Below are 12,699 nucleotides of genomic sequence, written 5' to 3' on the forward strand. Positions count from 1 at the left end.
TGATTCAGCCAGCCACTGCACTGCTGGCTTTATGATAAAGATCTTCCCACATGCTAAGGACCAGAATCTGATCCGGAGGCGATAACTCCTGCTGGCGAATCGCTGCCTGCAGGCTTTGCTCAACCTGTTGTTTCAGTGCCTGAGGGCTGGTTTCTCCCAGCAGCTCCAGTTCTGCAACCGACTGCGTCAGATGCCCGCGCAAATAACCACCGGCAAATAACTGATCATCGGAAGCACTCTCCACCATATCATCAATCATCGCCAGGATGTGCGCTTCAATTTCAACCATTACTCAGAACCTCTCATTCAGGGGAATACCGCTTAGCACAACTCTTCCGGCCACGGAAAATGTTCAGCAGTCAGTGCCGGAGTCGCATAGAAACGGTTTAATGCTGTAATAAACCGTAAGGGGCGCCCGGGAATTCCCCGCGCCAGGAAATCCGAAATTTTCTGATGAACTTTACGCTGAAATGCGACCCTGTCAGGTTCACAGTCTCCCTCCAGATTGTCGCAGCTGACATTGAACGGAAATCCGGCAGCGACCGAAAACATCCATTCAAACGCCTGAGGTGTAACTTCCACAGCCTCAAATTGCTGTTGCGTCTGTTGGTCACGCCCGTCAGGACAATACCAGTACCCAAAATCCACCAGCTTGCGGCGAGCTTCACCGGCGACACACCAGTGGGAAATCTCATGCAAAGCGCTGGCAAAAAAACCATGAGCGAAAACGATACGGTGAAAATCACTGTGTTGATCTGCAGGGAGATATACAGGCTCATCATCGCCTTTTACCAGCCGGGTATTAAATTCGTCGTAAAAACACTGGTCAAATATGACCATCAGATCCTGATAATTATGCGTTGTCATTGATTACTCGTTACCTGATATACACCACTTTGAGCCGCCAGTACTGCGGCTCAGTTCCCTGTGAGTCAGAAGATTCAGTGCCCTAAAGCATGCAGAATCGCCTGACCATGACTATCCCATAAAAGTTTCAGACTCATCACCAGTGAAACGGTGACTACCATCGGCCGAATCAGCTGCTGGCCACGGGTCAGTACCAGTCGCGCTCCCAGCCGTGCTCCGCAAAAAGCACCCAGCAACATGACAGCACCCAGTCCCCAGATAATTTTTCCGCCAAACATAAAAAACAGCAGACTGGCGAAGTTAGAGGTAAAATTCAGCAGCTTGGCATGTGCGGTAGCTTTCGCCAGATTAAAGCCACTCAGAGTGACAAAAGCCAGCGCATAAAACGAGCCAGCGCCCGGACCGAAAAATCCGTCATAGAAGCCGACACATCCGCCACCAACCAACGCAAATCCCAGACCAGTCAGCCTTGAAGAGCGATCTGCTTCGCCTAATTTTGGCATCAGCAAAAACCATAACCCGGTTCCGATCATCAGTATTGGTAACAGCTGGCGTAACAAATCAGCACGTAAATGCTGAATGACTGTGGCACCAATCATTGCCCCGATAAAGGTCATGACAATATTCAAACGCTGGTCTGACAGCCTGATAGCTCCCCGGCGAATAAAATAGAGGCTGGCTGAAAAAGAGCCCCCTACCGACTGAAGCTTATTGGTCGCCAGAGCATTGGCCGGTGAAAGCCCGGCGGCCAACAGTGCCGGTACCGTTAATAACCCACCGCCTCCGGCAATCGAATCTATAAATGCCGCGGCAACTGCCACCAGAAATAACAGAGCAACCGTCCCGGGTGAGACCAAAAACCACTCCATAGTGTTCCTTACAATAAATGTTTATCGAGCAATGCCTGACAGGAAGGAGGTAACGGCGGAGGTGTCCGTTTTACCGGAGCGCCACTGCCAGGTTTCGCCGGCTGGAACCAGCTTTGTAGCTCAGCACCACATCCGTCACCAGGCGGTGGTGGTGGCTGGTCCTGGCACTCAGAGCTACCAGGCGGGCAACGCAACCGGACATGCATATGCGCACGGTGAGCAAACCACGGGCGAACTTTGTTTAGCCAGTTGCGATCATTACCAGCCTGCAGACAAAGCTGCTGCTTTATCGCCGGATTAACAAAAATACGCGTAACCTGCGGATCTTCTGCCGCCAGTTTAATCATTTGCGCCACCGCAGGAGTCCAGTGCCGGACGACCACCTGTTTACCGTCGGCAGACACTAAATCCAGAGGCTGAGGATGCAAAAGCTGTTGTGCTGTCCAGCGTGACTTAGGGAGTTGCAGCCAGATATCCACATCCAGACCGGTCTGATGGCTGGCATGGCCGCCACTGAAACGTCCACCCGCCGCCATCCCCATATCGCCGATCAGTACCTCACCCAGTCGCTGTTGAGCAACCCTGGCACTAAAGCGCTGAATAAACTGGATCAGTTCCGGATGACCAAAATAACGCCGCTGGTCCTGACGCATCACCTGATAATTATCAGCATTCAAAGGCAGGCTTTGAGCACCAATAATACAACCGTTAGCAAAACTACCAATGGATTGTGGCGGGCCACTGACCGGTTTCTGGATTTGCTGCCATGGCGTTGCCGCCATAGCACCGGCATTCAGCAGCAACATCAAAACCGCAAGCGCAATTTTTTTCATCGTTTTACCAGCGAGGTACACTGCTCTGCACATCGGCGCACTGAGCACGATGACGCAGCAGGTGGTCCATCAAAGTAATTGCCATCATTGCTTCCGCAATCGGCACCGCACGGATCCCCACACAAGGGTCATGACGCCCTTTGGTGATCATTTCTACTTCTTCACCATCACGGTTGATGGTATTACCGGGAACCGTAATGCTGGACGTTGGTTTTAGTGCCAGCGTCGCCAGAATCGCCTGACCACTACTGATACCACCCAGAATGCCACCGGCATGGTTACTCTGGAAACCATCACGGCGAATTTCGTCACGATGCTGGCTGCCACGCTGGCTGACCACCGCGAAACCATCACCAATCTCCACACCTTTCACGGCATTGATGCTCATCAGAGCATGTGCCAGATCAGCATCCAGACGATCAAACACAGGCTCACCCAGTCCCGGAGGAACACCTTCCGCGACGACACTGACTTTAGCGCCAATCGAGTCGCCTTCTTTTTTCAGGCCACGCAACAACTCATCCAGTGCATCCAGTACCGTTTCATCTGCAGAGAAGAATGGATTTTGCTCTACCTGCTGCCAGTCACGTAATTCACAACGGACATCACCCATCTGTGCCAGATAGCCACGAACCACAATGCCATGTGTCTGTTGCAGATATTTTTTTGCAATCGCACCTGCCGCAACACGCATTGCAGTTTCCCGGGCAGAAGAGCGCCCGCCGCCACGGTAATCGCGCAGGCCATACTTTTGCTCATAGGTGTAGTCGGCATGTCCCGGACGGAACAGATCTTTGATGGCGCTGTAATCCTGGGAACGTTGATCGGTATTTTCGATCAACAGCCCGATAGAGGTTCCGGTGGTGACTCCCTCAAAAACACCTGACAGGATCCGTACCTGATCTGGTTCACGTCTCTGAGTGGTATAACGCGAAGTCCCGGGACGACGGCGGTCGAGATCATGCTGAATATCTGCTTCGGTAAGCGGGATCCCTGGCGGGACACCATCTACGATACATCCCAGGGCAATTCCATGCGATTCACCAAAAGTGGTGACTCTGAAAAGCTGTCCAATACTGTTTCCGGCCATGGTAGTTCCTCAATTCTGCAACACAAACCGGCAGGCCACCGGCTCATCCTGAAATTAAAACTGGTACTGTCTGAAGTAAGGCATTGCCTCGATCAGTTGCTGGCGATCCAACATAAACACCCCGTCGCCACCATTCTCAAACTCGAGCCAGGTAAAAGGCACTTCAGGATACTGCTCAATCATATGCACCATGCTGTTACCGACTTCACAAATCAGCACGCCGTCATCGGTCAGGAAATCTGCGGCATTCGCCAGTATCCGCTGCACCAGCACCAGGCCATCACTGCCGGCTGCCAGTCCTAATTCAGGCTCATGGCGATACTCATCCGGTAAATCATCCATATCTTCAGCATCAACGTACGGCGGATTGGTCACGATTAAATCATATTTAATCGCAGCTAAATCACGGAACAGATCAGAGCGCAGAGGAGTGACCTGATGCATCAAACCGTGCGCTTCAATGTTCTGTTCAGTCACGGCCAGAGCATCAGCCGAAATATCCACAGCGTCCACTTCTGCTTCCGGGAATTCATAGGCGCAGGCAATGGCGATACAACCACTGCCGGTACACATATCGAGAATGCGTTCAGGCTGGGTATTAATCAGCCCCGTAAAACGATGATTAATCAGCTCACCGATTGGCGAACGCGGAACCAGCACACGCTCATCCACATAAAATTCATGCCCGCAAAACCAGGCTTTATGAGTGAGGTAGGCGACCGGCACCCGATCGTTAACACGGCGGATCACCCGCTCAACAATACGCTTTTTCTCACTGCTGGTCAGACGCGCAGTATACATATCTTCCGGAATTTCCGGTGGCAGATAGAGGGTCGGCAAAACCAGCTGAACAGCTTCGTCCCAGGGATTGTCTGTGCCGTGCCCGTACCAGATATCAGCCGCTGAAAAGCGGCTTACTGCCCAGCGCAGCATATCCTGAATGGTGTGCAGTTCGTTCACTGCCTCATCGACGAAAATTTTGTCCACATTGCCCTCCGGGGGCGATAACCAAAAACTGGCGATAGTTTGCCATGAAGTGACTCAGAATTCAGCGTCCTGATGATAAAAAGCCGGCTTTTATCTGTTATCCTGAAGCGACGTCACCAAAGCGACAAAAATGAGTTTGTTGACAGATGTGTACACTGACCGGTCGCGGCTGATAACCAAAACGGTGAGTCACAGACAGGAATCGAATTTGCATTTTCAAAGGAAGCAGGGAAAATAGCCCTTTATCCGCCCTGACAGGAACAGTGGTCATATGAATTCAAAAAAAACACCTCATGAAGACCAGGCATTGTTCCGGCAACTGATGTCAGATACCCGACGCCTGAAACAGGATACTGTGCTGCATACCCCGTTGCGGACCTCAGGGCGTAATATTCCGGAAAAACGTGCACTGTCTGAACAGGCAGATAACAGCCACTATTTTTCTGATGAATTTCAGCCATTGCTTGCTGAGGAAGGGCCGGTCCGCTATGTGCGGGCTGATGTCAGTCATTATGAACTGAAGAAACTGCGTCGCGGGGATTATACGCCGGAAATATTTCTCGACCTTCACGGTCTGACACAGCAACAGGCAAAACAGGAACTGGGGGCATTACTGGCGGCATGTCGCAGGGAGCATCTGTTTTGCGCCAGTGTCATGCACGGACATGGTAAGCACATTCTGAAGCAACAGACACCTTTATGGCTGGCTCAGCACCCGTATGTGATGGCCTTTCATCAGGCCCCACGGCTGTTTGGAGGCGATGCTGCATTACTGGTGTTGATTGAAACAGAAGAGTGGCAACCTCCGGAATTACTCTGACCCGGGGGCCTGCCCCCGGGTCAGTACCGGTTACATTGCTTTATCAAGCCTTGAAGGGCTAACCTGCCAGAGCAGTTCTCCCTGCCCGCTATTCTCGTCATAGCTGACACAGGCTATACCGGAGGTGGCGAACATCGGTGGCGCTTCCTGTGGACAGAGCGCTGACACCAGATAGCCAACTAACGGAAGGTGAGAAACGACTAACACCGAGCTTACGCCCTGCTTCGCCAGAACTTCAAGATAACTGGCAACACTAGCCGCATCCCCTGAAGGAGTCAGCTCAGGTAATACTTCAAACTCTTTCGGCAGCTGCATACAGCCCCGGACTTCAGAAAGGGTCTGTTCAGCTCGCAGATAAGGGCTCACCAGCACACGTTCGATATCGACAGTTTGTTTACACAGCCAACTGGCCATTTGTCGAGACTCACTACAACCACAATGAGTCAGAGGTCTGACCGAATCACTGTCCGCTTCGAGCGCCGCTTCACCGTGACGCATGATATAAACTTGCATATGGCACCGCTGTTAATTGAAAAAAGAACGGTTTCATTACCTGCAGTAAGCTGCAAAAAGCAATGAAGCAGGTGTTTTACCTAAAGCCTGTGCTACAGTCAACCAATTGTTTATTTACTGAACAGTCTATCTCCCCTCACATTGACCCTGCGCAAATCCCGGGAACCCGCTGAATTCTACCTTAACTTCAGCTAACTGGCCGCCAGTTAAAATAGCAGCGACCCGCGCCAACTCTGCCATAGGATATTTGCATATCCGGTTTCACTCCGGTACTGGCCGGCAAGGCGTGAATCGTTCACCATACTGGCCGGCCGCCTGATCCAGTTCCCTTAATATTTTTTCTTCACCCTGTTGCCGGATATAGTTGAACGGGCCGCCAAGGTATGGAGGGAAACCAATTCCAAATACGGCTCCGGCATCTCCGTCTTCCTCACTGCGGATCACCTGTTCATCCAGGCAGCGCATAGCCTCATTAAGCATCATCAGTACGCAACGCCGGGCTATCTCTTCCGGAGCCAGCCGGGCATGAGGTTTCACCTGCAACAATGAATAAACAGCTGAATCAGCCTGAGACTTACGGGAGAAACGCGTTTTTTTTGCCGGATAGAGGTAAAAACCCTTACCGTTCTTGCGGCCTTTTCTCCCGTCATTAATCATCGCTGAAATTCGTTCAGGCGTTTGAAAACGCTCACCATACGCCTGATATAGTACCGGGGATATTTTAGCAGCCACATCAATTCCTACCTGATCCAGCAACTGAAACGGACCGAGAGGGAAGCCAAAATCCACCAGCGCCTGATCAATCACTTCAACCGGTTCACCTTCCAGCAGACAGTGCATTGCTTCGTTGAGATAAGGGGTCAGAATACGATTTACGTAGAATCCCGGGCGGTCTGCGACCACCAAGGGTATTTTTCCCTGCTGTCTGGCAAACGCCAGGGTGAGAGCCAGAGTTCGTTCAGAAGTTGCTGGTTGTGGGATAATCTCAGCCAGTGGCATCTTCTCTGCAGGGCTGAAGTAGTGGAGCCCGATAATATTCTCAGGTCGTTCTGCATTCAGGGCAATATCCTGCAGAGACAATGAAGAAGTATTGGAAGCAAATACCGTGGATGGCATACAACGTTGTTCCGTTTCAGCTACCATCTGTTGCTTAGTCGCTAAATCCTCAAATACGGCTTCAATCACCAGGGGGCAGTGGCTCATTCCCCGCCATTCAGTATCTCCGGTAATACGGGACATCTGCTTAGCCATTAGCGCCTTGCTCAAATGTTTGCGCTGAACTTTTTTCCTGAGAATTGCGGCACTGTAGTTGATGGCATGCCGAACACCTTGTGGCGTGATATCTTTAATTCTTACCACCACTCCGGCGTTTAATGCACTAATGGCCGCAATCCCGCCTCCCATCAACCCACCGCCCAATACTACGACACGGTTTACCGGAACGACTCCCGGAGGAAGTTCCTGCGCTTTCTTCAGGGCTGTGGATATAAAAAATAACCGGCGCAATGCGGCAGATTCCGGGGTCATCGCTAGTTCTGCAAAAAAGCGACTCTCCTGCTGATAATCCCCGGCTGAGGGCACAGTACGATGATGTTCCAGCAGAGAAAGTATCCGTTCAACGGCCGGATAATGGCCACGACTTTTTTGCTCAACCTGCCGCCTGGCTATCCGGAAATAGATTTGTCGAATAGGGCCGACGGATAACAAACGCTGTCTGAAGTCCGGGCTACGGGGCGTCTTTTTCCCGCTAACTGCTTTTTGTCGGGCAATCTGTAACAACCCTTCAGGGCTGACAATTTCGTCCACCAGTCCTATCCGCAATGCCTGGCGAGGTCGGAGGGTTTTTCCGGTTAGAATCAGTGGCAGGGCCTCCGCCAGGCCAATCAACGCAGGCAAACGTTGTGTACCTCCGGATCCCGGTAACAGGCCTAACTGTACTTCCGGCAGTCCCAGTCGGGTTTTCTCATCATTGGTACAGATCCTGATATCGCAGGCCAGCGCAAATTCCAGCCCGCCCCCCAGGCAGGCGCCGTTGATCGCAGCGACAACCGTCACCGGCAATGCCGCAATATCAGCCATCAGCGACTGAGCTTGCTGTGAAATAAATTCAATTTCACCGGCACTCTGACAGTTATCAATCATCCGCAGATCAGCCCCGGCAATAAAACTGTCTTTCTTCCCGGAAATAAAGACTATTCCCGCTAACTGAGGGTCTTTACGGGCAGCGTCAATTACCGTGCGTAGATGATCAACAAACTCCGCTTTCAGGGTATTCACTTTTTCCCCTGCCACATCCAGGGTAATCACGGCAACATGATCATCGCCGATCGTCAGACGGAAAGCTGCTTCTGTCGTCATTATTCGACCTCCAGGACCATTGCCGCACCCAGACCACCTGCTGCACAGGCAGTCACCAGCCCCAGCCCACCACCACGGCGTTGCAGTTCGTTAAGCGTCTGGGTAATCATTCTTGCGCCGGTTGCCGCAAACGGATGACCATAGGCCAGCGATCCTCCCTGAACATTAAAGCGCTGCGGATCGATTTCGCCCAACGGTTGCATCCGTTTTAGCTTCTCGCTGGCAAACAGTGGATCACTAAACATCTTCTGATTCACCAACACCTGGGCCGCAAAAGCCTCATGCATTTCGATCAGGGTTAAATCCTGTAGCGTAATGCCAGCCCGCTCCAGAGCCAGCGGCGATGCGAAGGCTGGCCCAAGCAGCATATCGTGCCACACATCAATGGCTGTGAACGCATAGCTCCGCAGGAACCCCAACGGCCTCAGCCCCAGATCCCGTGCCCGTGATTCAGTCATCATGATCACCGCCGCAGCGCCATCGGTCAGAATACTGCTGTTTGCAGCAGTCACACTGCCGTTACGGCGATCAAACGCGGGTTTCAGGCGCTGATAATCTTCCGGAGAGCTGTCGGCACGAACGGTATTATCCCGGCTGACCGGGGCTGATTTTCCGGCCAGCCAGACGGTCATCACTTCCTTATCCAGCTGCCCGCTATCCCAGGCCTGTGCCGCCAGCTGGTGAGAATTTCTTGCATAATTGTCCTGCTCCAGCCGGCTGATATGGTAGCTCTTTGCCATCTGTTCTGCGGTATCTCCCATCCGTAATCCGGTGGAATATTCAGCTACCGTAGGCTGTTGAGGCAGGAAATCTCGCAATCCCATCCCGGACAGGCAGGCCAGTTTCTGATACCAGCCTTTGGCTTTACTCATATCCAGCAAAGCCTTTGCCAGTGGTTTAGATACTCCAATGGGCAACACAGAGGATGAATCAGCCCCGCCAGCAATAGCTGCTTTACAGTGACCAGCCACCATATTCTCAGCCACACTGGCAACTGACTGCAGGCTGGTTGCACAGGCCCGGCTAACGCTGTAGGCATCTGTACGCGGCAGTAAACCACTGCTGAGTACCACCTCACGGGCAATGTTGGGTGCTTCCGGCATTTGGATCACCTGACCAAATACCAGTAAGTCAATAATTTCGGGGGACAGCTCACTGCGAGCCATCAGTTCTGAAATTAAAATCCGGCCTAATTCCATCGCAGGCAACCCGTGAAAATCGGTCGCCTGACGGACAAACGGTGTGCGTAAACCATGAGTAAATACAATTCGTTCGCCCTGTCGCGTACGTAAAGGCTGGGATTTATTCATTCGGTTTCCTTGTGACTGCTTGTGGCTTGTCAGGGAAGAGGTCTGACCTGATTGTCAGTGTTGCCCGGATGCGATTTTTACGCCAATAACGGTAACAAAAAATGAGAGAAGCAACACGAATTGAAGTAGCTGGTCATCGCCGATTAAACGGACTTTGTGCCGGAAATAAAAGAGCCGCGGCAGCGGCTCAGGAAGGACTTAACGCAGGCCCAACTGGAAAATCATACTTTCAGCCTGGCAGCTAAATATAAATTCAGCATCCAGCCGGACAGATTCTGCTTCATTACTAAAATTAGCCACAATTTCGCAAGGTGAAGATTCTACTGCGCGGGCTTTGGCAGTGAGTGTTGCCAGCGCAGACTCTGCCGCCGGGCGATCAACATAGCGGGCAGACCAGCTGGCAGTACAGTCACTGTTATCCATCACCGTTCCCACATCTACACAACAACAGGCCGCGGTTTCGTTGGCACTACATTTTTTAATTGCATCAGTCATCATCTGCTCCGGTGCGGTTGTTAATTATTCAGTACAGTGTACGCCCCCGGTGAGGACCGGCACCAGACTAAAGCGCCTTGCTTATCCGAAGAACGCGCAAAGCTTGATCCAACGCAACAACCCTTCCCCGCCTGTTTTTTTAGCCACCTTACTTTGGCATTTTTTGGATGATTTTTATTCATTTTTATGATCGATATAGAAATATTTGAATAACATTATTGCAACATAGTAACAGGTCGGACCTATACTCATCTGAACTGGTCAGAGTAGTTGAGACTGAACCCTACACTGCAACATTTCCTGATAGCTCTGGTTGCAGAAAATACAAAAATAACATGAGGTTAAACTTATGATGCATAAAAAGCAGTGGTTAAAAACCGCCGTGGCTATCGGGGTAACACTGGCGACCAGTCAGGCTCTGGCAGCCGGTTTCCAACTGAATGAATTTTCTGCAATTGGGCTGGGTCGTTCCTATTCCGGCGAAGGCGCAATTGGCGACACTGCTGCCTCAGCCAGCCGTAACCCCGCCACTATGGCACTGTTTGACCGTCCTGCGTTCTCGGTTGGAGCAGTCTTTATTGATCCTGACGTAAATATCAGTGGTGCCAGCCCGTCGGGAGCCAGTCTGGATGCCAATAATATCGCTCCTACGGCCTGGGTGCCGGACATCCATTATATCCAGCCGCTGAATGATCAGTGGTGGGTTGGCGCTTCTGTTACCTCTAACTACGGGCTGGCGACCGAATATCCGAATGGTTATACGGCTGGTCCCTATGGTGGTAAAACCGATTTAACCACGGCTAACTTTAATCTGAGTACTGCCTGGAGGATGAACAGCCACCTGAGTTTCGGTGTCGGTTTTGATGCCATTTATGCCAGAGCTAAACTGGACCGTTATGCCGGGGAAAGCTTTGCGGCTTACGGTATCCCGGCGGATACCCAAATTTCTCATCTGAAGGGCAACAAGTGGGCTTACGGCTGGAATGCTGGCATTCTGTACGAGGTAGACCAGAACAATCGCTTTGGCTTTACTTACCGTTCCGAAGTCAAAGTGAAATTTAATGGCAACTACAGTAGTCAGTTGCCTTCAGCTTATAACGCGGTCTGGCAGCAAGCTGGTCTTTATGGCACCAATGGCAGTAGTATCCCGGGTGCGCTGACCCTTAATTTGCCGGAAATGTGGGAAGTCTCGGGCTGGCATAAAGTAGCACCGCGCTGGGCAGTGCACTACAGCATGGCTTACACCAGCTGGAGTCAGTTCCAGGAACTGAAAGGTACCGGGGATAACGGTCAGATTCTGATGCAGAAAGATGAAAAATTCCATGATGCCTATCGTCTGGCATTAGGTACCACCTACTACTATGACGATAACTGGACCTTCCGCGCCGGTATTGCTTTTGATGACAGCCCGGTATCCGCCAATTACCGGAGTATTTCTATACCCGACCAGGACCGTGTCTGGCTGAGTGCCGGTGCCTCCTACGCCTTTACCCCAGATGCCTCTGTAGATGTCGGTGTCTCTTATATGCATGGCCAGCACGTGACTATTCACGAAGGCCCTTATACCTTTAACTCCGATGGTAAGGCCTGGTTGTACGGTGCCGGCTTTAACTACCGCTTCTGAGCATAAAAAAACGGGCCGGATTTCTCCGGCCCGTCACATTGTCCACTATGGCAAAACTTCAACCCTAGTCAGAATCAATCTCGCTTAAATCCCCCTGAATTGCCTGAGCATTCGGGTTGACCTCTGGTTTCAGTTTCCCGCCGTTAGCAAGGAAATCGTAACGCTGGAAGTAAGCATTGCGAATAAATGAGTACGGATCACTTTGCTGTTTCAGCATTGCATCCGAATCCAGTAATTCGGCGCGGGTTTCGATACCTTCCAGGGCCCATTTACCGGCAGACAGCCAGATGGTGAGGAAGCTCAATGGTGGATACAACGTATCAACCATATCACCACCATCCTGGCGAACGGTGAAGCTGCCATAACCCGGCAGTTCTACGTACGGACCATATCCGACACCGTAACGGCCCAGCGTGGTACCAAAGCCATTCGCATGTTCGCGTGCCAGTTTAGGGTTCGCTTTACCGGCCACATCAATAAATCCGCCCAGCCCCAGAGTAGAGTTCAGGAAGAAGCGGGTAAAATGAATTGCCGCCTGGTTTACATGTCCCTGTAACAGGGAGTTCACCATACTGGATGGTTCATCCAGGTTACTCAGCGCATTGCTCAGACCCGTTCTGGCAGGCACCGGCACGTAATTACGCCAGGCAACTGCCACAGGACGAAGCACATAAGGATCCAGCACGTTGTAGTTGAAGTTAAACATCGTGCGGTTAAAACCTTCCAGCGGATCACTACGCTGCCCTGCCCCTGAGGCTGCAGGTTGTGACTGCGGGGCCGCAACAGCAGCTTTCGCTATATGTTGCGTCTCAGGCTTCGTAACCTGCTTTGTGTTATCAGTGGCCGGCTTACTACCGGCACACCCTACCAGAAGTAAACTGGCCACCCCCAGACTGGTCAGGCGGTAATGCATGCTGAGCTCCCTGTGCAATT

The 12,699-nt window shown here is 51.7% G+C and carries 13 protein-coding genes; 2 read left to right on the plus strand and 11 right to left on the minus strand.

Annotated elements, in window-relative coordinates; genetic code table 11:
* Positions 1-4: 4 nt before the first annotated feature.
* The 6 genes from A7K98_RS13965 to prmB form a co-directional block, all read right to left on the minus strand.
* The gene (locus tag A7K98_RS13965) at positions 5-289 is read right to left on the minus strand and encodes a YfcL family protein (RefSeq protein ID WP_087489113.1); all 285 of its coding nucleotides are present in this window, start codon (positions 287-289) and stop codon (positions 5-7) included.
* A gap of 32 nt (positions 290-321) precedes the next feature.
* Positions 322-867: an elongation factor P hydroxylase gene (locus tag A7K98_RS13970; protein ID WP_087489114.1), complete on the minus strand. Its 546-nt coding sequence runs from the start codon at positions 865-867 to the stop codon at positions 322-324.
* A gap of 74 nt (positions 868-941) precedes the next feature.
* Positions 942-1,736, minus strand: a complete 795-nt coding sequence (locus A7K98_RS13975) for a sulfite exporter TauE/SafE family protein (RefSeq protein ID WP_087489115.1) — start codon at positions 1,734-1,736, stop codon at positions 942-944.
* Between the two features lie 8 nt (positions 1,737-1,744).
* Positions 1,745-2,569, minus strand: coding sequence for a penicillin-insensitive murein endopeptidase (gene mepA, locus A7K98_RS13980; RefSeq protein WP_087489116.1), 825 nt, complete (start codon positions 2,567-2,569; stop codon positions 1,745-1,747).
* Positions 2,570-2,573: 4 nt separating this feature from the next.
* Positions 2,574-3,659, minus strand: coding sequence for a chorismate synthase (gene aroC, locus A7K98_RS13985; protein ID WP_087489117.1), 1,086 nt, complete (start codon positions 3,657-3,659; stop codon positions 2,574-2,576).
* Positions 3,660-3,713: 54 nt separating this feature from the next.
* Positions 3,714-4,646, minus strand: coding sequence for a 50S ribosomal protein L3 N(5)-glutamine methyltransferase (gene prmB / locus A7K98_RS13990; protein WP_087489118.1), 933 nt, complete (start codon positions 4,644-4,646; stop codon positions 3,714-3,716).
* A 271-nt stretch (positions 4,647-4,917) separates the two neighbouring features.
* On the opposite strand from prmB, the gene smrB reads away from it, so the two are divergent.
* A complete protein-coding gene (gene smrB / locus A7K98_RS13995) occupies positions 4,918-5,466 on the plus strand; it encodes an endonuclease SmrB (protein ID WP_087489119.1) in 549 nt (182 codons plus the stop codon).
* 30 nt (positions 5,467-5,496) lie between these two features.
* Here smrB and sixA read toward each other — a convergent pair whose 3' ends face one another.
* The 4 genes from sixA to A7K98_RS14015 all read right to left on the minus strand — a co-directional run bounded on the left by sixA (position 5,497) and on the right by A7K98_RS14015 (position 10,142).
* A complete protein-coding gene (sixA, locus tag A7K98_RS14000; RefSeq protein WP_087489120.1) occupies positions 5,497-5,979 on the minus strand; it encodes a phosphohistidine phosphatase SixA in 483 nt (160 codons plus the stop codon).
* Between the two features lie 261 nt (positions 5,980-6,240).
* Positions 6,241-8,337 carry a fatty acid oxidation complex subunit alpha FadJ gene (gene fadJ / locus A7K98_RS14005; protein ID WP_087489121.1) on the minus strand — a complete coding sequence of 699 codons (2,097 nt, stop codon included), beginning with the start codon at positions 8,335-8,337 and terminating at the stop codon, positions 6,241-6,243.
* Positions 8,337-9,647 carry an acetyl-CoA C-acyltransferase FadI gene (gene fadI, locus A7K98_RS14010; RefSeq protein ID WP_087489122.1) on the minus strand — a complete coding sequence of 437 codons (1,311 nt, stop codon included), beginning with the start codon at positions 9,645-9,647 and terminating at the stop codon, positions 8,337-8,339. The genes fadJ and fadI overlap by 1 nt, the downstream gene beginning before the upstream one ends.
* 198 nt (positions 9,648-9,845) lie before the next feature.
* Positions 9,846-10,142, minus strand: coding sequence for a YfcZ/YiiS family protein (locus A7K98_RS14015; protein ID WP_087489123.1), 297 nt, complete (start codon positions 10,140-10,142; stop codon positions 9,846-9,848).
* 349 nt (positions 10,143-10,491) lie between these two features.
* Here A7K98_RS14015 and fadL point away from each other — a divergent pair, with 349 nt between their 5' ends.
* Entirely contained in the window at positions 10,492-11,766 is a 1,275-nt protein-coding gene (gene fadL / locus A7K98_RS14020) for a long-chain fatty acid transporter FadL (protein WP_087489124.1), read from the plus strand.
* 64 nt (positions 11,767-11,830) lie between these two features.
* Here the strand turns inward: fadL and mlaA are convergent, their stop codons facing one another.
* Entirely contained in the window at positions 11,831-12,679 is an 849-nt protein-coding gene (gene mlaA, locus A7K98_RS14025) for a phospholipid-binding lipoprotein MlaA (protein WP_087489125.1), read from the minus strand.
* Between the last annotated feature and the right edge of the window lie 20 nt (positions 12,680-12,699).

Origin of the sequence: Tatumella citrea (assembly GCF_002163585.1) — a bacterium.
GTDB lineage: Bacteria > Pseudomonadota > Gammaproteobacteria > Enterobacterales > Enterobacteriaceae > Tatumella > Tatumella citrea.

Bases quoted from the DNA above. Each gene is read 5' to 3' on its own strand.
- A7K98_RS13965 (WP_087489113.1), bottom strand. From the start codon at position 289: ATGGTTGAAATTGAAGCGCACATCCTGGCGATGATTGATGATATGGTG.
- A7K98_RS13970 (WP_087489114.1), bottom strand. From the start codon at position 867: ATGACAACGCATAATTATCAGGATCTGATGGTCATATTTGACCAGTGT.
- A7K98_RS13975 (WP_087489115.1), bottom strand. From the start codon at position 1,736: ATGGAGTGGTTTTTGGTCTCACCCGGGACGGTTGCTCTGTTATTTCTG.
- mepA (WP_087489116.1), bottom strand. From the start codon at position 2,569: ATGAAAAAAATTGCGCTTGCGGTTTTGATGTTGCTGCTGAATGCCGGT.
- aroC (WP_087489117.1), bottom strand. From the start codon at position 3,659: ATGGCCGGAAACAGTATTGGACAGCTTTTCAGAGTCACCACTTTTGGT.
- smrB (WP_087489119.1), top strand. From the start codon at position 4,918: ATGAATTCAAAAAAAACACCTCATGAAGACCAGGCATTGTTCCGGCAA.
- sixA (WP_087489120.1), bottom strand. From the start codon at position 5,979: ATGCAAGTTTATATCATGCGTCACGGTGAAGCGGCGCTCGAAGCGGAC.
- fadJ (WP_087489121.1), bottom strand. From the start codon at position 8,337: ATGACGACAGAAGCAGCTTTCCGTCTGACGATCGGCGATGATCATGTT.
- fadI (WP_087489122.1), bottom strand. From the start codon at position 9,647: ATGAATAAATCCCAGCCTTTACGTACGCGACAGGGCGAACGAATTGTA.
- A7K98_RS14015 (WP_087489123.1), bottom strand. From the start codon at position 10,142: ATGACTGATGCAATTAAAAAATGTAGTGCCAACGAAACCGCGGCCTGT.
- fadL (WP_087489124.1), top strand. From the start codon at position 10,492: ATGATGCATAAAAAGCAGTGGTTAAAAACCGCCGTGGCTATCGGGGTA.
- mlaA (WP_087489125.1), bottom strand. From the start codon at position 12,679: ATGCATTACCGCCTGACCAGTCTGGGGGTGGCCAGTTTACTTCTGGTA.